Origin of the sequence: Streptomyces sp. NBC_01618, assembly GCF_045209435.1 — a bacterium.
Lineage (GTDB): Bacteria > Actinomycetota > Actinomycetes > Streptomycetales > Streptomycetaceae > Streptomyces.
In genome coordinates this window covers 5,501,297-5,519,586 of the sequence record NZ_CP109297.1, presented here as the reverse complement: position 1 = coordinate 5,519,586, position 18,290 = coordinate 5,501,297, and the positions used below count along the sequence as shown (strand labels likewise).

At 70.6% G+C, this 18,290-nt stretch carries 14 protein-coding genes; 10 read left to right on the top strand and 4 right to left on the bottom strand.

Annotated features, from left to right (window positions below):
• Window positions 1-91 precede the first annotated feature (91 nt).
• The 6 genes from OH735_RS25730 to OH735_RS25705 all read left to right on the top strand — a co-directional run bounded on the left by OH735_RS25730 (window position 92) and on the right by OH735_RS25705 (window position 6,864).
• Window positions 92-1,402, top strand: coding sequence for an ATP-binding protein (locus tag OH735_RS25730; protein WP_406383921.1), 1,311 nt, complete (start codon window positions 92-94; stop codon window positions 1,400-1,402).
• Window positions 1,403-1,645: 243 nt separating this feature from the next.
• Window positions 1,646-3,025: an FtsW/RodA/SpoVE family cell cycle protein gene (locus OH735_RS25725; RefSeq protein WP_406383920.1), complete on the top strand. Its 1,380-nt coding sequence runs from the start codon at window positions 1,646-1,648 to the stop codon at window positions 3,023-3,025.
• Window positions 3,022-3,210, top strand: a complete 189-nt coding sequence (locus tag OH735_RS25720) for a hypothetical protein (RefSeq protein WP_406383919.1) — start codon at window positions 3,022-3,024, stop codon at window positions 3,208-3,210. The genes OH735_RS25725 and OH735_RS25720 overlap by 4 nt, the downstream gene beginning before the upstream one ends.
• Complete coding sequence (locus OH735_RS25715; RefSeq protein WP_406383918.1) at window positions 3,207-4,664, top strand: peptidoglycan D,D-transpeptidase FtsI family protein; 1,458 nt, start codon at window positions 3,207-3,209, stop codon at window positions 4,662-4,664. The genes OH735_RS25720 and OH735_RS25715 overlap by 4 nt, the downstream gene beginning before the upstream one ends.
• A 4-nt stretch (window positions 4,665-4,668) precedes the next feature.
• Window positions 4,669-5,841, top strand: a complete 1,173-nt coding sequence (locus OH735_RS25710) for an amidase family protein (RefSeq protein WP_406383917.1) — start codon at window positions 4,669-4,671, stop codon at window positions 5,839-5,841.
• Window positions 5,842-5,967: 126 nt separating this feature from the next.
• On the top strand, window positions 5,968-6,864 hold the full coding sequence (locus OH735_RS25705; protein WP_406383915.1) for an alpha/beta fold hydrolase: 897 nt from the start codon (window positions 5,968-5,970) through the stop codon (window positions 6,862-6,864).
• Between the two features lie 153 nt (window positions 6,865-7,017).
• Here the strand turns inward: OH735_RS25705 and OH735_RS25700 are convergent, their stop codons facing one another.
• Window positions 7,018-8,136 (bottom strand): ferritin-like domain-containing protein, encoded by a 1,119-nt coding sequence (locus OH735_RS25700; protein ID WP_406383913.1) that lies wholly within the window; start codon window positions 8,134-8,136, stop codon window positions 7,018-7,020.
• A 180-nt stretch (window positions 8,137-8,316) separates the two neighbouring features.
• Between OH735_RS25700 and OH735_RS25695 the strand changes: the two genes are divergently transcribed.
• From OH735_RS25695 to OH735_RS25680, 4 genes are all read left to right on the top strand, one after another.
• Window positions 8,317-9,252, top strand: a complete 936-nt coding sequence (locus tag OH735_RS25695) for a diiron oxygenase (RefSeq protein WP_406383912.1) — start codon at window positions 8,317-8,319, stop codon at window positions 9,250-9,252.
• A 45-nt stretch (window positions 9,253-9,297) separates the two neighbouring features.
• On the top strand, window positions 9,298-10,065 hold the full coding sequence (locus OH735_RS25690) for a TetR/AcrR family transcriptional regulator (protein WP_406383911.1): 768 nt from the start codon (window positions 9,298-9,300) through the stop codon (window positions 10,063-10,065).
• Window positions 10,066-10,082: 17 nt separating this feature from the next.
• The gene (locus OH735_RS25685) at window positions 10,083-10,349 is read left to right on the top strand and encodes a hypothetical protein (protein WP_406383910.1); all 267 of its coding nucleotides are present in this window, start codon (window positions 10,083-10,085) and stop codon (window positions 10,347-10,349) included.
• Between the two features lie 100 nt (window positions 10,350-10,449).
• A complete protein-coding gene (locus tag OH735_RS25680; protein ID WP_406383909.1) occupies window positions 10,450-13,005 on the top strand; it encodes a PQQ-binding-like beta-propeller repeat protein in 2,556 nt (851 codons plus the stop codon).
• 825 nt (window positions 13,006-13,830) lie between these two features.
• On the opposite strand, the gene kdpC is transcribed toward OH735_RS25680, so the two are convergent.
• Genes kdpC through kdpA form a run of 3 tightly spaced genes read right to left on the bottom strand, consistent with a single transcriptional unit; the run spans window position 13,831 to window position 18,289 of the window.
• Window positions 13,831-14,460, bottom strand: coding sequence for a potassium-transporting ATPase subunit KdpC (gene kdpC, locus OH735_RS25675; RefSeq protein WP_406383907.1), 630 nt, complete (start codon window positions 14,458-14,460; stop codon window positions 13,831-13,833).
• Between the two features lie 35 nt (window positions 14,461-14,495).
• The gene (gene kdpB, locus OH735_RS25670; protein WP_406383905.1) at window positions 14,496-16,625 is read right to left on the bottom strand and encodes a potassium-transporting ATPase subunit KdpB; all 2,130 of its coding nucleotides are present in this window, start codon (window positions 16,623-16,625) and stop codon (window positions 14,496-14,498) included.
• On the bottom strand, window positions 16,625-18,289 hold the full coding sequence (gene kdpA, locus OH735_RS25665; protein WP_406383903.1) for a potassium-transporting ATPase subunit KdpA: 1,665 nt from the start codon (window positions 18,287-18,289) through the stop codon (window positions 16,625-16,627). The genes kdpB and kdpA overlap by 1 nt, the downstream gene beginning before the upstream one ends.
• Window position 18,290 lies beyond the last annotated feature (1 nt).

Genomic DNA, 18,290 nt, shown 5'->3' with positions numbered 1-18,290 from the left:
CGGAGCGCCGATGAGACGGCACCGGACCGGGCGACACGGGGCCGATCGGGGCGGGCCCGGACAGCGGAGCAGGGAGCGGCGCGGACCGCGGATGCCTTCCTGGACCGCGACGCTCACCTGGAAGGCGGCCGTCTTCATCACCGTGATGTGCTGCGCCCTCGCCGCACTGCTGAGCGTGCTGGTCCACACCGACGTGACGCGTGCGACCGTCGGGCAGGCGCGCGAGGAGGCGTTGTCGCGGCTGGCGGACGTCAGCACCGCGTACGAGGCGGGCGAGGAGCTCCCGCCGGGTTCCGGCATCGATCCGCCGGGGCTGCCCGCCTCCCTGCGCGCGCTGGCCGCGCACGGCCGGCGCGGCACGCTCGTCGCCGATCACAACGGGCGTCCTGCCATGTGGGCGGCGGCTCCGGTCAACGGCCGCGCACTGGCCACGCAGGTGGACTACAGCCAGAGCGCCCGCACGATCAACGACCTCGACGGGGCGATCATCGGCTCTTCCCTGCTGGCCACCGGCGCCACCGTCCTCGTCGGCGCGTTCGCCGTCACCCGGGTCACCCGGCGGCTGCACCAGACGGCCCGGGTGGCGCGCCGGATCAGTGCCGGCGACCTCGACGCCCGCGTCGGCGACCCGCGTACGGCGGACCCTTCGCGCCCGCAGGACGAGGTGGCGATCGTCGCCGGGGCGCTGGACACGATGGCGTCCACGCTCCAGCGCAAGCTGCTGACCGAGCAGCGGTTCACCGCGGACGTGGCACACGAGCTCCGCACTCCGCTGACCGGACTGTCGGCCGCCGCCGAACTGCTGCCGCCGGGGCGCCCGTCCGAGATGGTGCGGGACCGGGTCCGGGCGATGCGGGCGCTGACGGAGGATCTGCTGGAGATCTCCCGGCTGGACGCCCGTACCGAACAGGTCGAACTCGATGTGCACGAACTGGCGCCGCTCGTCGAACGCGTGGTGCGCGCGTCCGGAACGGACACCGGGATCCGTTTCGTGGACACCGGCCCGGGGCGGCCCCGGGCGCCGGTGCGCGTCGAGACCGACAAGCGGCGCCTGGAACGGGTGCTGGGCAACCTGATCACCAACGCGCACAAGCACGGCCGCCCCCCGGTGGTGCTGACGGTCGACGGGCCGACGGTCACCGTGCGCGATCACGGACCGGGCTTTCCGGACTATCTGCTGGAGGACGGTCCGCAGCGGTTCCGTACCGAGGGCAGCGGCAAGGGACACGGTCTCGGGCTGACCATCGCCGTCGGGCAGGCCGCGGCCATCGGCGCCGACCTCGTCCTCCGCAACGCCCCGGACGGTGGCGCGGTGGCCCGGCTGACGCTTCCCGCGTACGCACGACCGGACGACGAGTCGGCGGAGCGCCGGGACGATCCGGGATCCGGGCGGCAGCGCTGAGGTGACGGTGCTTCAGCGTCCCGTGACCGCCGACGCCCGCCGCCGGACAGACCGCACGAACACATCGGCCGGGCACATCAGCCTGGCGCATCGGCCTGGCGCATCGGCCTGGCGCATCGGCCTGGCACGTCTGCCGGGCACGCCGGCCGGCACGCCTGCATCGGTTGTCGGCCCCTCATCCCGACGGACATACCCGCTATGACATAAGGGAAATAGACACCACCTCTTGCTACGTTGCGTGGCATGACCGCAACGACGGCGGACGCACCCCCGCCCGATCTACGTCTGCCCAAGCGGCGCGGAGTCGAGCTGCTGCTCCTCATCGGGGCCGTCCTCATCCCCGTCTACGGCTACGCCGCAGTCGGCCTGGCCCGGAACGGCGCGGTCCCGCCCGATGTGGCCGGTTACGGCGCGGGCCTGGGGCTGCTCGCCCTCGTCGCTCATCTCGCGGTCCGGTTACGTGCCCCGTACGCCGATCCGCTGCTGCTGCCCATCGCCGTACTGCTCAACGGTCTCGGCCTGGTGCTGATCTACCGGCTCGACCTGGAGACCCCGAAGGACCAAGCGGCCCCCACCCAGCTGATCTGGTCGACGCTCGGCGTGGCGCTCTTCATCGCGGTGGTCGTCTTCCTGCGCGACCACCGGGTGCTCCAGCGGTACGGCTATCTCTCGGTCGCCACCGCCCTGGCCCTGATGATCGTGCCGATCTTCTTCCCGGCGGTGAACGGCGCCAAGATCTGGATCCGGGTCGGCGGATTCTCTTTCCAGCCCGGCGAGTTCGCCAAGATCCTGCTCGCGGTGTTCTTCGCCGCTTACCTCGCCGCGAACCGCAACGCCCTCGCCTACACCGGCCGTACCTTCTGGAAACTCCAGCTCCCCACCGGCCGGGTGCTCGGCCCGATCGTGGCGATCTGGCTGCTCAGCGTCGGCGTACTGGTCCTGGAACGCGATCTGGGTACGTCCCTGCTCTTCTTCGGCCTCTTCGTGATCATGCTGTACGTGGCGACCGGCCGGACCGGCTGGATCGCGGTGGGTCTGCTGCTCGCCGCCGTCGGCGCGTTCGCCGTCGGCTCCGTCGAACCGCATGTGCACAGCCGGGTCCAGGACTGGCTCGATCCGTTCGCCTCCATCAATGCCGGTCAGGGTCCCAGCCAGCTGGCCCAGTCGCTGTTCGCGTTCGCCGCGGGCGGGATGCTCGGCACCGGGCTGGGGCTCGGCCACTCGATCCTCATCGGTTTCGCCGCCAAGTCCGACTTCATTCTGGCGACGGCGGGCGAGGAGCTCGGCCTGACCGGGCTGACCGCGGTCTTCCTGCTGTACACGCTGCTCGTCGCCCGCGGCTACCGCGCCGGGCTCGCCCTGCGCGACCCCTTCGGGCGGCTGCTGTCGATCGGTCTCGCCTCGATCCTGGCGCTCCAGGTGTTCGTGATCGCGGGCGGGGTGATGGGGCTGATCCCGCTGACGGGCATGGCGATGCCGTTCCTCGCGCAGGGCGGTTCGTCCGTCGTCACCAACTGGATCATCGTGGCGCTGCTGATCCGGGTGAGCGACCAGGCCCGCAGACCGCACCCCGGCCAGGTGGAGACCGGGATCATCGCGCCGGTGACGGAGGACGAACTGTGATCCCGTACCCGCGCACCGCGATCCCGTACCCGCGCACCGCGATCCTGTACCCGCGCACCGCGATCCCGTACCCGCGCACCGCGATCCCGTACCCGCGCACCGCGATCCCGTACCCGCGCACCGCGATCCCGTACCCGCGCACCGCGATCCCGTACCCGTCACGAGCCCCGGAGGTCAGGGCGTGATCCGCTACATCCGCCGGGCCGCCGCGCTCCTGCTTCTGCTGCTCGTTGCGCTGCTGCTGAATGCCGCCCGCATCCAAGTCCTCGACGCCGACAGCCTGGACAACAACCCCGCCAACCGCCGCCTCACGATCGCCCGCTACCACCAGCCGCGCGGCAACATCCTGGTCGGCGGCAAGTCCGTCACCGGCTCCCGGAACACCGGCGAGCAGCTCACGTACGAGCGCACCTACAGATACGGCCCGCTGTACGCGCCGGTGACCGGCTACGCCTCGCAGACGTACGGCACGACCCTGATCGAGCACGCCGAGGACGGCATCCTGTCCGGCACCGACTCGATGCTCGCCCCGTTCCCGCTGTGGAACGAGATCACCCGCAGCCAGCAGCCCGGCGGGAATGTCGTCACGACCATCAAGGACTCGATGCAGCGCGCCGCCTACGACGGACTCGGCGGGCGGCGGGGCGCGGTCGCCGCCGTCGAACCGTCGACCGGCAGGATCCTGGCGCTGGTCTCCACCCCCTCGTACGATCCCGGCCGGCTCTCCGGAACCGGTTCGTCCGTCACCGACGCCTGGCAGCGGCTGAACGCGGCAAAGAGCCAGCCGATGCTCAACCGGGCGCTCCGGCAGACGTATCCGCCGGGCTCCACCTTCAAGATCGTGACGGCGGCTGCGGCGCTCGACGCGGGCGTCGTCACCGATCCCGACGCCGAGACCGACACCCCGTCCCCCTATGTGCTGCCCGGTACGACGACCACGCTCCCCAACGAGGCGCAGGGCTGCGAGAACGCCCCGCTCGCCGAGGCGATCCGGGTCTCCTGCAACACCGTGATGGCGGAACTCGGGGTGCGCGTCGGGCTGAAGGGCATGGTGGACTCCGTGCAGAAGTTCGGCTTCAACGACACCGGGCTGAAGATCCCGTCGGGGGTCGCGAAGAGCAACTTCGACACGAAGATGAGCGACGACCAGCTGGCGCTCTCGTCGATCGGGCAGTTCGACACGTCGGCAACACCGCTCCAGATGGCGATGGTGGCCTCCGCCGTGGCGAACGGCGGCGACCTCAAGTACCCGCATCTGGTGGACCGTACGACCACGAAGAGCGGTTCGACCGTCCACCGCAACGGCTCGCGCACCTACCACCGGGCCATGAACCCGCGCACGGCCACGCAGCTGCGGCGGATGATGGTCGACGTCGTGGAGCAGGGCACCGGGTCCAATGCCGCGATCGACGGGGTGACGGTCGGCGGCAAGACCGGCACCGCCCAGCACGGCATCGACAACTCGGGCAGGCCCTACGCCTGGTTCATCTCCTGGGCGCAGGCGCCGAACGCGGGGCAGCCGGCCGTCGCGGTCGCCGTCGTCGTCGAGGACGCCGCCGCGAACCGGGCCGACATCAGCGGCGGCGGCAGCGCGGCCCCGATCGCCCGTTCCGTCATGGAGGCGGCCCTGCGAGACTGACCGCGTGGCGGATGCGGGCGAGGCGGGCCGGGCGCTGGAGCGGATCGGGCGGGAGGATCCGCGCCTGTGCGCGTTCATCGAGGTGTGGCCCGCAAGGGCGCTCGCCGACGCGGAACGGGCCCGTCAACTCCCCTTGGAGGGGATGCCGTTCGCCGTCAAGGGGCGGACCGGTATCCGTTCGTACGCGGCCCGGCGGCTGATCGCGGCCGGTGGTGTCCCGGTCGGCGCGACCTCGGTGCCGGGCCCCGGTACGCCCTGGCAGACCTGGGGGCTGGGCGCCCACGGCCGTACGGTCAACCCGTGGCGCCCCGACCGCACGCCGGGCGGCTCCTCGGCCGGCTCGGCGGTGGCGGTCGCGGCGGACCTGGTGGAGCTGGCGACCGGCAGCGACGGGGCGGGATCGGTACGGATTCCGGCGGCGTGGTGCGGGGTGTTCGGGCTGAAGACCACGAACGGCCTGCTGCCCTCCCCCGACCGCTCCGGTCTCGCGTCGGCCGGGGTGCTGACCCGTTCGGCGGCTCATGCCGAGACGTACCTGCGCTACGTTCTGGGCGGCTGCGAACCGACGACGGCGGCGGGCGTCCCGGCGGCGGCGAACCTTCCGCACCTTCCGCGCCTTCCGAACCTTCCTCGCCTTCCTCGTCTTCCGAACCTTCCGATCCTTCCGCTCCCTGCTGTGTTCAGCCCCCGTCTGGGGTACGCGGAGGTCGACCCGGAAGTCGAGTCGGTCGTCCGGCACGCGGTGCAGCGGCTCGTTGCCGCCGGGGTGGTGCGGCTCGTGGACCGTACGTGCGAGCTGCTCGACCCCCGGGAGGCGTGGCAGGCGGTCCGGAGCGGGGAGCCGTCCCTGGCCGCCGCGGAGATCCGGCGCGAGAACGACCTCCGGCTCGACGCCCTGTTCGCCCGTACTCCGCTGCTGCTCACCCCGACCACCCCCAACCGCCCGCACGGCCACGACGGCCCGGGCGAGCTCTACTCGACCGCCCTGACCTGGGCGTTCAACCTCAGCGGCCATCCCGCCGCGAGTGTGCCCGCCGGATTCACGGCGGACGGCTGCCCGGTCGGGCTCCATCTGGTGGCGGAGCGCGGGGCGGACGTCCCGCTGCTCGGGATGGCCCGTGCGGTGGAGAACGCGTTGATCACCGTGCGGCCGGGCCGGCCGGGCGGGGCGGGCTGACCCGTCCTACGTGCCGGCCTTGCGGGGCCGGTAGGTGGCGTACATCCATCATGGCCGTCGCGAGGGCCCCGTTCCATCGTGCTGTCGAACGATCTCGGGCCGCTTTTCGCGTCCTACCGTGGCTCCATGACCGTTCTTCACGTACGCGACCACGGCGGCCCCGACGACGGCGGCCCCGACGACGGCCGGCCCGCCCTTCTACTGCTGCACGCGGCTTCGCGTTCCCTCGCCGACTGGGACGCCGTCGCCCCGCACCTCACCACCGGTCACCGGGTGCTCGCCGTGGACCTGCCGGGGCACGGCCGCAGTGCCGCCGCGTCGTGGTCGTTCGACGCGGTGCTGCGCGACCTGGACGAGACCCTCGCCGCCCTGGGAGTCGCCGGTGGCGTGGTTCCCGTCGGACATTCGCTGGGCGGGATGGTCGCCGCGCTGTACGCCGCCGAGCGGCCGGACCGGGTGCCGGGGGCGGTGAACCTGGACGGATTCTGGTGGGGCACACCCACGCAGTACCCGGGGCTGGACCCCGACGAGGTGACGCGGCGGCTGGCCGACATCGGGGACATGGCCCGGGCGTCGGCGGGGCAGCGGATGCCCGCGGAGTACGTCGAGCAGCAGGCCGCGTACAGCACGGGGCTGGGCATCCCGTACGAACGGGCCGAGGCGTCGTTCCGCGCGAGCGTGCGGGAACTCCCGGACGGCGGCTGGCAGTTGCTGCCGGAGCGGGAGTGCGCCCTGGAGATGCTGGACGCCCTGGACGCCCTCGACCTGTTCGCGCTGTTCCGCCGCGTCCCCTGTCCGTTGCTGCTGGTCCGGGCGCTGCACCGGGTGCCACCGACGCCCGGCCTGGAGTGGCTGGACGAGCTGATGGGAGCGTACGGCCACGGCCTGGCCCGGGATCTGGCGGTACTGGTGGCGGAGCGGGAAGGTGTCACGGCCGAGGGCATCGGGGCGACGCACGCGATGCTGCTGGAGGTGCCGGAGCAGGTGGCAGAGCTGGTGCGGGAATTCGTCTCGCGCCTCTGAGACCCGCGACTCCAAGACCCGGGGCTCTGAAACCCGGGGCTCTGAGGCCCGTGACTCCGAGACCCGTGACTCTGAGACCCGTGACTCTGAGACCCGTGACTCCGAGACCCAGGGCTCTGAGCCCCGCGGCTCCGCCGGCCGGCCGCTTCGCCCTCAGTCCCCCGACGGGCTCGTTCCGCCCTGGGCTATCGCCTCCTCGACCTCGGCGACCCTGGCCTCTTCCTCCGCCGCGAAACGCTCCCGGTCCAACTGCTCGGCCAGCAACTCGTCCTGGTTCATCAACAGGTCCAGGTTGGAGTCGCCGAGTTCGAGGACGCCCATGTCGACGTACGCCTTCTGAAGCCGTTCGCCCCACAGGCCGATGTCCTTGACGCACGGCACTATCCGGCTGAACAGCAGCTTGCGGAAGAGCTGCAGGAACGACGACTGCTCGGAGAGTTCCTCGGCCTCGCGCTTGCCGATGCCGAAGTTCTCCAGCACCTCGACGCCCCTGAGCCGGTCGCGCATCAGATAGCAGCCCTCGATGACGAACTCCTCGCGTTCGCGCAGTTCGGCGTCGCTCAGCTGCTTGTAGTAGTCGCGCAGCGCCATCCGCCCGAAGGCGACGTGCCGGGCCTCGTCCTGCATGACATACGCGAGGATCTGCTTGGGCAGCGGCTTGGTCGTCGTGTCGCGGATCATGCCGAACGCGGCCAGGGCGAGGCCCTCGATGAGGACCTGCATGCCGAGGTACGGCATGTCCCAGCGGGAGTCGCGCAGGGTGTCGCCGAGCAGCCCCTGGAGGTTGTCGTTGACCGGGTAGAGCATGCCGATCTTCTCGTGCAGGAACCGGCTGTAGATCTCCGCGTGCCGGGCCTCGTCCATGGTCTGGGTCGCGGAGTAGAACTTCGCGTCCAGGTCGGGGACGGACTCCACGATCCTGGCCGCGCAGACCATGGCGCCCTGTTCACCGTGGAGGAACTGGCTGAACTGCCAGGCGGTGTAGTGCGTACGCAGATCGCCCCGGTCCTTCTCGGTCATCTTCGCCCAGTACGGCGTGCCGTACAGGGTGAGGACGTCGTCCGGGGTGCCGAGCGGGTCGGCGGGGTCGACCTCCAGGGACCAGTCGATGCGCTTGTTGCCGTCCCACTGCTTGTCCTTGCCCTTCTGGTAGAGGGCAAGCAGGCGTTCGCGGCCGTCGTCGTAATCCCAGCTGAAGCGGGCCGCGCCGGAGGCGGGCACCTGCCAGAGCGGTGTGTCCGGGGCGGTGGTGTAGAGGTCGTGTGTCGACACGGACGGCTCCTATTCGCCTTGCAGGCTCCGACAAGTTCCATGGCGCTTACGTCAGTTGGCAGGTTCACACGTTGGTAGACACCGGGTCAACAAGTCGCACAGAAGGGATTGACGACATTGCTGACAGGGAGTCTCATAATGAGTGACCGCCGGTAACCCCTGGGTGAGGTGCCTCCAGCCATGACGACAGTGACCGAACGCGACGTGCAGTTGCTCCGCGACGCACTCGGCCCGCTCCGGGACCGCGAAGAGACCGCCGAGCGGCTGCTCGCCTCCTCGGCCAAGCACTCCTTCGACCCGGACAAGGAACTCGACTGGGACGCGGCGATCGAGGACGGCAAGTGGTTCTGGCCGCCCGAGCTCGTCTCGCTCTACGACACGCCGCTGTGGCGGCGGATGTCCGAGGAACAGCGGATGGACCTGTCCAGGCACGAGGCGGCGTCGCTGGCCTCCTTGGGCATCTGGTTCGAGATCATCCTCATGCAGCTGCTGGTCCGCCACATCTACGACAAGCGGGTGACCAGCAACCACGTCCGCTACGCGCTCACCGAGATAGCCGACGAGTGCCGGCATTCGATGATGTTCGCCCGCATGATCACGTGGGGCGGCTCGCCCGACTACCCCGTACCGCGCGTCTATCACAACCTCGCACGCGTGCTGAAGACCGTCTCCACCACGCCCGGTTCGTTCGCCGCGACGCTGCTCGGCGAGGAGATCCTCGACTGGATGCAGCGGCTGACGTTCCCGGACGAACGCGTCCAGACGCTGGTGCGCGGCGTGACCCGCATCCATGTCGTCGAGGAGGCGCGGCACGTCCGGTACGCCCGCGAGGAGCTGCGCCGCCAGATGGTGACGGCCCCGCGCTGGGAGCGCGAGCTCACCCGGGTGAGCTGCGGCGAGGCGGCCCGGGTCTTCTCCGTCTGCTTCGTCAACCCGCAGGTGTACGAGAACGTCGGCCTGGACCGCCGCGAGGCCGTCGCCCAGGTGAAGGCGAGCGGCCACCGGGCGGAGGTCATGCAGAGCGGCGCGAAGCGGCTGACGGACTTCTTCGACGACATCGGGGTACTCAACGGGGTGGGGCGCAGGTTGTGGAAGAGTTCGGGCCTGCTCGCCTGAGCCGATGCCGCCCCCCATTTGCGTGTTGGTCTTAGGCTTCATGGCATGACCACTGCCGCGCCGCCGACCCGTGCGTACCGAAGGCTCAGCGTCGAGGAGCGCCGCACCCAGCTCCTGGGCGCCGCCCTCAGCCTGTTCGCGCACCGGGCCCCCGACGAGGTCTCGCTCGACGAGGTGGCGGCGGTCGCGGGGGTCTCCCGCCCGCTCGTGTACCGCTACTTCCCGGGCGGGCGGCAGCAGTTGTACGAGGCGGCGCTGAGGTCCGCCGCCGAGGAGCTGATCCTGTGCTTCAGCGAGCCGCCCGTGGGCCCGCCCACGGAGCGGGTGCTGCGCGTGCTCGACCGTTATCTCGCGTTCGTCGACGAGCACGACACCGGTTTCAGCGCGCTGCTGCGCGGCGGGAGCGTCGTCGAGACCTCCCGTACGACGGCGATCGTCGACGAGGTACGGCGGGCGGCGGCCGAGCAGATCCTGCTGCACCTGGGCCGGGGCGACGCCGGTGCGGGGGACGGGGCCGGGCCCCGGCTGCGGATGATGGTGCGCACGTGGATCGCGGCCGTCGAGGCGGCGTCCCTGATGTGGCTGGACGAGGGGAAGCAGCCTGCCGCGGCCGATCTGCGCGACTGGCTCGTCGACCAGCTGATCGCGCTGCTGGCCGCGACGGCGGCGACGGACCCTGATACCGCGTCGGCGGTGGCGGAGCTGCTGCCGCTGGAGACCGCGGCGGGTCCGGCCGGACGGCTGGCAAAGCGGCTGATCCCGGTCGTCGGCGCAGCGGCCCATCTGCTGCCTTCGGACAGGTCCGAGGACTGATCGGTCAGACTGGCACGGTGAGAAGCGAGAACACCCCTTTCAGCGGCGGCCCTCTCGACGGGCGGGTACTGCCCGTCCTCGTCGGCCCGACCGGCCATCCGCCCAAGTGGTACGAGGTCCCGGTACCGGCCGCCGACGGCGGGCCCGCCACCGTGTACGCGTACCGCCGCGTACCGGCCGGCCACTCCAAGCGGCTGGGAATTCCGCGCGGCTGGGTGTACGAGTACGCCCCGGAGGGCCGGGTGCGACACAGCCCCAAGTGGCCCTGGTCCAAGCCGGGCTGAGGGTACGGGGCCCGGTGCGGCCGGGTTGGACCGACCGGCAATCGGGGGCGGTCTAAGATCGACGCTCTGGTGCCGGGCACGGTCAGCAAGGGGGTGCGCCATGGAGGCGCTGCGTCAGGACGATCCACGCCGCATCGGTCCGTACACCGCGCTGGCGCGGTTCCGCGAGACCGCGAGCACTGTGCAGTACATCGCACACGGCGTGGCCGCCGGCCGGGACGGGGGCGCCACCGGCGGGCCCGTCCTGCTCACCGTCGCCCGTCCCGAACTCGCCGCGCTGCCCGCCTTCCGGCGCCGTTTCCAGGCGGAGGCCCGCACGGCGGACCGGCTGGCCGGCGGCTGGGTCCAGCACCTCGACGCCCCGGCGGACGACACGGACGACGGCCTGCTGTGGACGGCCGGCCCCTACCTGCCCGCGCTGACGCTCTCCGAGGCGATCGAGGTCACGGGCCCGCTTCCCGAGCGTGCCGTGCGGATACTGGGCGCGGGCATCGCCGAGACCCTCTCCCGCGTGCACGCCACCGGAGCCGTACTCCAGGGCCTGGCCCCCGGGACGGTGCTGCTCGCCGAGGACGGGCCGCGGCTCACCGCGTTCGGCCCGCTGGCCGCCGCGGCAGCCGCCGAGGCGCGCCCCGGCGGGCAGTTGTCCGTACGGCTCGCCTACCTCACCCCGGAACAGGTCGAGGGCGAGCAGCCCGGACCGACCTCCGACCTCTTCGTGCTGGGCCTGCTGCTGGCGTACGCGGCGACCGGTACGACCCCGCTCGCCGATGGCCCGGCCGCCGAGGGTGCCGAAAGGATCGCCCGCACGGACCCCGAACTCGGCGCGGTCCCGACGGAGTTGCGCGAACTGATCGCCCGCTGCCTGGCGAAGGACCCGGCCGACCGGCCGACCGCGGGAACGGTGGCGACGGAGCTGGCCCTGGAAGGGGCGGCGGGCCTGGCGAAGGGCGGCTGGCTGCCGGAGCGACTGCTGGCCGAGTTGGCGGAACAGGGCGTACGCGTACGGGAGTTGGTCGAGGCGGGGCAGCCGGCGGATGCGCCCGTCGTCACCCCGGAACCCGCGGCCACCACCTCCCCCGCGCCTGCCGGGGACACCCGCACCACGCAGCTCGGGGACATCGGGCGCCACGTACCGACGACCGACCGGCCGACGACCCAGCTGTCCGTCCCGCGTCAACTCGCCGGCCCGCCTGCCGGACCCTCCACCGGCCCCTCCGTCGGGTCCGCCGCCGGGCTCCCTGCCGTGCTCCCGCCCGTCGCGCCGATGCCGCCCCACCCGCTTCCGGTCCCGGTAACTCCCGCACCGTCCCCCGCCTCCGCCTCCGCCTCCCCCACGCTCGGTCGGCGCGGCCTCTTCGTCGGGCTCGCCGCCGGGGCCGCCGGGCTGGTGGTCGGCGGAGGCGGGGTGCTCGCGTTCGGGTCCGGGGACGGAGGCACGACCGACGGCCCCGAGCCCGCACCGAGCCACAGCGGTGCCACCGTCGCGGGGCTGCCGCCGCAGCCGCGTTGGGTGTACCGGCACCCGGCGGCCGAACCGCCGCCGCTCACCGCCACCCTCTGGAACGACCGGCTGCTGGTCGTGACCGGCGAGCAGGGCGCGGCCGGCATCGATCTGCGTACCGGCCGCCGGGTCTGGGAGAGCGCGGACGCCGCCAAGGGGCGCGCCGCCCTGCCCGCGGGGAAGGACCTCTGCTTCGTCGCGGGTCCGACCGAGTTCCTGTGGCTGTCGCCGAAGGACGGCAAGGTCGTGCACCGGGCGGGCTACGTGGACCAGTTCACCGACACGCCGGGGCTCGTGGTGTCGCACATCGTCGGCACGTCCGGTCCGGTGGTCTGGTTCACCGGGGCCCACAAGGTCACGGTCAAGGCCCCGCCCCCGAAGAAGGGCAAGAAGCGCGGCAAGGACACCCAGGTCGTCAGGTCGTACCTCTTCGCGTACGACGTACTCCAGCGCAAGGAACTGTGGCGGACCCCCGTATCCACCGGGCGCGGACCCGCCGCCCCCGTGTACCGGCTGATCGCGACCGGGCAGGACGACTTCGTCGTACGCCAGAGCCCGGCCACGCTCACCCCCGGCGACGTGAAGGCCGCGAAGGGGAAGGCCGTCTTCCGGAGCTTCGACCAGAAGACCGGGAAGCAGCTGTGGAGCCGGTCGTTCGGCCTGATCACACCGGACGCGGCGGCTCTGGGCGACGACCGGGACGTGCTGTACGCGGCGGTGGGCGACGACCTCCAGGCGTTCGAACTCCCCGCGGGCAAGCCGAAGTGGGTGCTGAACGGCACCACGGGTACCCCGTACGGAACCCCCGTGGCCACCGGCACGCTGCTGCACACCACCAACCGCAACCAGGAAGTCGGCGCGGTGGAACGGGAGACGGGCCGACTGCGCTGGCGACGGTCCACCGAGGCCGCCCCCGGCGCCGCCGCCCCCGCGGTGACCCTCAGCACGACCGGCAGGACACTGCTGGCCGCGGACGCGTCCCAGGTCACCGCGTTCACGGCAAAGGACGGCCGCCGGCTGTGGAAGTTCCAGGACATCGGCGCCCAGGACCCGAAGGGCCCCACGGTCACCGCCCCGTACCGGGTCCTGGTGTCCGGTACGAGCGCCGTCATCCAACGCGACCGGATCTTCTACGCGTTCCCGGTTGCCTAGGGTCTGCACGAGGTCAGGACCGGTGGCGTTCGTCCTGGCTGCCACGAGGCGCTTCCATGCCCAGGTGGTGAACTGGGCACAGATGCACGACTGCTACGGGGATATCGATCGCGTCCCCGACACATCCGCCAACCTCCCCGTCCTGCGGTAGGTCCCGGTAAGTCGGAAGCCATCGGCTAGGGCCCGGTATCGGAGCCACAGCCGGATCGCGGCGACAGTGACCGTGTCGGTCGCAGCATGGACGGGCGCCTTGCAGTGCACGGGAATCTGCCTGAAGGGGCAATCCGCCTGATCCACTGGACCACTTCGGCGCCGCCTCCGCCTCCGCCACCCGCGGGCTCCGTGCCCCCGGAATCCACCGTGCAATCTGGGTCGGCTGCAGGGCCGGAGTGCGTCGAGTGCCGAATGTCCGGGGAAGTGGTGGGCCGGGAGGGCGGATGAGGGCGGTCCCGGAGAAGGACCCCGCATCCGTGTCGGGCCGTGGGGGTACCCCCGTCGCGAGAACGTGACACTCACGCCCGAAGTGTCACGTTCGCAAGCACCCCCACCCCACCGCCCACCGGGCGACCGCCCCGCCCCCGACCCCCGCAGCCTGCAACGCCTGCAGCGCGCGGCGGGCAACGCAGCTGTCTCCCGCCTGGTCGCGCAGCGCTACACGGCCCCGGTGAAGCCGTCCCCGGCTCAGGCTGCCGGTTTCCGCAAGGTGAAGTCGGGGCGGCACTCGACACGTTCGGCCGTGCCCACGCTTGACAGCGCGGGCCCGTCGGATGAGCCGGTGTCCGGCTCCGGTTCAACCCGCGCCACTGACGACCCCCTGCATGGTGGTCACACCAGCTTGGCCAGATCGTGGTTGAGTTCGACTACATTGACGTGTTCCTGCCCCAGGAAGCCCAGAACACGTCCCCGGACGTGCTGGGCGACCAGCATTCTGACCTTGGCCGGCGGGAGGTGGCGGGCCTTCGCGACACGGTCGACCTGTTCGTAGGCGTAGGTCGGGGAGATCGCCGGGTCGAGGCCGGAGCCGCTGGCGGTGACGGCGTCCGGGGGGACGGACGAGAACGGAACTCCGTCAAAGGCGGCGACGGCGGCAAGGCGGTCCTGGACGGTCTCGATCAGATCGGTGTTGTTCGGTCCAAGGTTGGAGGCGCCTGAGTTCATGGGGTCGTAGCCGCCCGTGGACGGGCGGGGCTGGAACCACGTGGGGTCGGGGCGCAGCGGCTCCTGCGCGGCCCGGGGATTCTTCTTCGGCAGTGTGAAGTTCTGGCCGATCATTGAGGAGGCCACCGGCTTGCCGTTCGTCGTCAGTAGGGAGCCGTTGGCCTGGTGGGAGAGACCGGTCTGGGCGATGGCGGTGACGAGCAGCGGATAGGCGATGCCGGTGAGCAGGGTGAACACCAGCAGTATCCGCAAGGCGGTCAGATGGTGCCGGAGTACGGGGGGAAGGTGGGTGCGCACCGTGGGATCGCCTTCTTCTTTCGTCGGGACGTCTGTCAGCGCAGTCCGGGGATGAACTGGATGAGGAGGTCGATCAGTTTGATGCCTACGAAGGGCAGTACCAGCCCGCCGAGCCCGTACATCCAAATGTTGCGACTGAGCAGTTTCGCGGCGAAGGACGGCCGGTAGCGCACACCGCGCAGCGCGAGCGGGATCAGCGCGATGATGATCAGCGCATTGAACACGATCGCGGAGGCGATCGCCGAGGTCGGGCTGTGCAGGCGCATGATGTTGAGCTTGTCCAGGCCCGGGTAGACCATCGCGAACATCGCCGGGATGATCGCGAAGTACTTCGCGACGTCGTTGGCGATCGAGAAGGTCGTCAGCGCGCCGCGGGTCATCAGCAGTTGCTTGCCGATCTCGACGATCTCGATCAGCTTCGTCGGGTTGGAGTCCAGGTCCACCATGTTCCCGGCCTCCTTGGCGGCCGAGGTACCGGTGTTCATCGCCACGCCGACATCGGCCTGGGCGAGAGCGGGCGCGTCGTTCGTACCGTCGCCGGTCATCGCGACCAGCTTGCCGCCCTCTTGTTCGCGCCGAATCAGGGCCATCTTGTCCTCGGGCGCGGCCTCGGCGAGGAAGTCGTCCACCCCCGCCTCCTGGGCGATGGCGCGCGCGGTCAGCGGGTTGTCGCCGGTGATCATGACGGTTCTGATGCCCATGCGGCGCAGTTCGTCGAAGCGTTCGCGCATGCCTTCCTTGACGACGTCCTTCAGGTGGATGACGCCGAGGACCCGGGCGCCGCGAGCTTCGCCATGCCGAGTCACTTCGCCGACGACCAGCGGGGTGCCGCCGCTCGCGGCGATTCCGTCGACGATGGCTCCGACCTCTGCCGTGGGGTGGCCGCCATTGTCACGGACCCAGCGCATCACTGCCGTCGCGGCTCCCTTGCGCAGTGACCGACTGTCCTGAGGATCACTGATGTCGACACCGCTCATCCGGCTCTGAGCGGTGAAGGGGACGAACTGTGCCTGGGCCAGTTCGCCCTCGCTACGGCCGCGCAGCGCGTATTGCTCCTTGGCGAGGACGACGATCGAGCGGCCCTCGGGCGTCTCGTCGGCGATCGACGACAGTTGGGCGGCATCCGCGAGTTCTTCGGTGGTCACCCCGTCCACCGGCAGGAACTCGGCGGCCTGACGGTTGCCGAGGGTGATGGTGCCGGTCTTGTCGAGCAGCAGGGTGTTGATGTCGCCGGCGGCCTCCACCGCGCGCCCGGACATCGCCAGCACGTTGCGCTGCACGAGCCGGTCCATGCCCGCGATGCCGATCGCCGAAAGCAGCGCGCCGATCGTCGTGGGGATCAAGGCAACGACGAGGGCGACGAGGACGACGATGGTCTGTTCGGCCCCTGCGAAGACGGCGAAGGGTTGCAGGGTCGCCACCGCGATCAGGAAAACGATCGTGAGGGACGCGAGCAGGATGTTGAGCGCGATCTCGTTCGGTGTCTTCTGCCGGGCGGCCCCCTCCACGAGTGCGATCATCCGGTCGATGAAGGTCTCCCCCGGCTTCGAGGTGATCTTCACCACGATCCGGTCCGAGAGCACCTTGGTTCCGCCCGTGACCGCCGACCGGTCACCGCCGGACTCGCGGATCACCGGTGCCGATTCGCCGGTGATGGCCGACTCGTCGACGCTCGCGATGCCCTCGACCACATCGCCGTCGCCCGGGATGACCTGCCCGGCCTCCACGACCACGTGATCGTCCGGACGGAGGTCGACGCCCGGAACCTCCTCCTCTGCTGCGTCCATCGCGCCGGGCCGCCGGCCGGTGAGACGGCGGGCCGTCGTCGTCGTCCTGGTGCGGCGCAGAGTCTCCGCCTGGGCTTTGCCGCGTCCTTCGGCCACGGCTTCGGCGAGGTTGGCGAAGACGGACGTCAGCCAGAGCCATGCCGTGATCACCCAAGCGAAGACACCGGGTGTCCTGATGGCTGACAGAGTGGTCAGGACTGCGCCGACCTCCACCACGAACATGACGGGTTTGTGGACCATCGAGCGCGGATCCAGCTTGCGCAGGGCTTCGGGGAAGGACGTCAGAAGCCGCTTGGGATCGAGCAGTCCGCCCGAGACCCGGTGCTGCCGGCGCCCGCCGCCGGGCGGGGTGGGAGCCGAAGTGGCGGTCGTGGACATCAGTGCAGACCCTCCGCAAGGGGGCCGAGTGCGAGCGCGGGGAAGTACGTCAGACCGACGACGATGAGGATCACTCCGGTCAGCAGACCGACGAACTGGGGCCGGTGAGTGGGCAGGGTGCCCGCGGTGACCGGAACGGGCTGCTGCCCGGCGAGCGAGCCGGCGAGCGCCAGGACGAACACCATCGGCAGGAACCGGCCGACGAGCATGACCACACCGAGCGCGGTGTTGTACCAGACGGTGTTCGCGCTCAGCCCCGCGAACGCCGAGCCGTTGTTGTTCGCCGCCGACACGAAGGCGTACAGGACCTCGGAGAAGCCGTGCGGTCCGGAGTTGAGCATGGCGGCCCTCTCCCCCGGTAGCGCCATGGCCAGCCCTGCACCGACCAGGGCGAGCGCCGGTGTGGTCAGGATGTAGAGCGAGGCCAGCTTCATCTCCCGGCCCCGGAGCTTCTTGCCCAGGTACTCGGGCGTACGGCCGACCATCAGTCCGGCGACGAAGACCGTGACGATCGCCAGGATCAGGATTCCGTAGAGCCCGGATCCGGTGCCGCCGGGCGCGATCTCCCCCAGCATCATGTTGAAGATCGTCATTCCGCCGCCGCCCGGCGTGTACGAGTCGTGGGAGGAGTTGACCGCTCCGCACGATGTAAGGGTGGTCGATGCGGCGAACAGGGCGGAGGCCCAGATCCCGAACCGCGTCTCCTTGCCCTCCATCATTCCGCCGGCCGCGTGACCGGCCGTGCTGCTGACGCTGTGCAGCTCGTTGGCGGTCACGACGGCGACCGAGGCACCCCAGATCAGTACCATCACGGCAACGATCGCGTAGCCCTGTCGGTTGTCGCCGACCATCGTCCCGAAAGTCCGCGGCAGCGAGAACGCGATGACCAGCATGAGGTAGATCTCGATCAGGTTGGTGAAGGCGTTGGGGTTCTCGAAGGGGTGCGCGGAGTTCGCGTTGTAGAAACCACCGCCGTTGGTGCCCAGTTCCTTGATGGACTCCTGGGAGGCGACGGGGCCCCCGGTGATGCTCTGGTGTCCGCCTGCGATCGTGGTGATGTCGTGGATTCCATGGAAATTCTGAACGGTACCGGCGGCCACCAGAACGATCGCGAAGACGAACGCCAGGGGCAGCAGAACGCGAAGCACGATCCGAGTCAGGTCGACCCAGAAATTTCCGACGCGATCGGTCTTCTTCCTGACGAAGCCCCGGATCAGTGCGGCGACGACGGCGATACCCACAGCCGCCGAGACGAAATTCTGCACCGCGAGGCCCGCCATCTGGACCAGGTGTCCCATGGTCGATTCGCCGGAATACGACTGCCAGTTGGTATTGGTGACGAAGGATGCCGCGGTGTTGAACGACTGGTCCGTGCTGACCGGCTTCATTCCCAGAGACAGCAGGAGATGGTTCTGCAGGCGGAGGAATGCGTACAGGAACACTACCGACACTGCGGAGAAGGCCAGGATGCTGCGCAGGTAGACCGGCCACGTCTGGTCGGCGTCGCCGTTCACTCCGCCTGCCCGGTAGATCAGACGTTCCGCCCGCCCATGGTGATCGGTGGTCAGGACGCGGGCCATGTAGCCGCCCAACGGTCGAAAGGAGAGTCCCAGCGCGACCGCCAGGGCGAGCACGTGGAGCCATCCCGCGAGAGTGTCGTTCATC

Bases quoted from the DNA above. Each gene is read 5' to 3' on its own strand.
- OH735_RS25730 (WP_406383921.1), top strand. From the start codon at position 92: ATGCCTTCCTGGACCGCGACGCTCACCTGGAAGGCGGCCGTCTTCATC.
- OH735_RS25725 (WP_406383920.1), top strand. From the start codon at position 1,646: ATGACCGCAACGACGGCGGACGCACCCCCGCCCGATCTACGTCTGCCC.
- OH735_RS25705 (WP_406383915.1), top strand. From the start codon at position 5,968: ATGACCGTTCTTCACGTACGCGACCACGGCGGCCCCGACGACGGCGGC.
- OH735_RS25695 (WP_406383912.1), top strand. From the start codon at position 8,317: ATGACGACAGTGACCGAACGCGACGTGCAGTTGCTCCGCGACGCACTC.
- OH735_RS25690 (WP_406383911.1), top strand. From the start codon at position 9,298: ATGACCACTGCCGCGCCGCCGACCCGTGCGTACCGAAGGCTCAGCGTC.
- OH735_RS25680 (WP_406383909.1), top strand. From the start codon at position 10,450: ATGGAGGCGCTGCGTCAGGACGATCCACGCCGCATCGGTCCGTACACC.
- kdpB (WP_406383905.1), bottom strand. From the start codon at position 16,625: ATGTCCACGACCGCCACTTCGGCTCCCACCCCGCCCGGCGGCGGGCGC.
- kdpA (WP_406383903.1), bottom strand. From the start codon at position 18,289: ATGAACGACACTCTCGCGGGATGGCTCCACGTGCTCGCCCTGGCGGTC.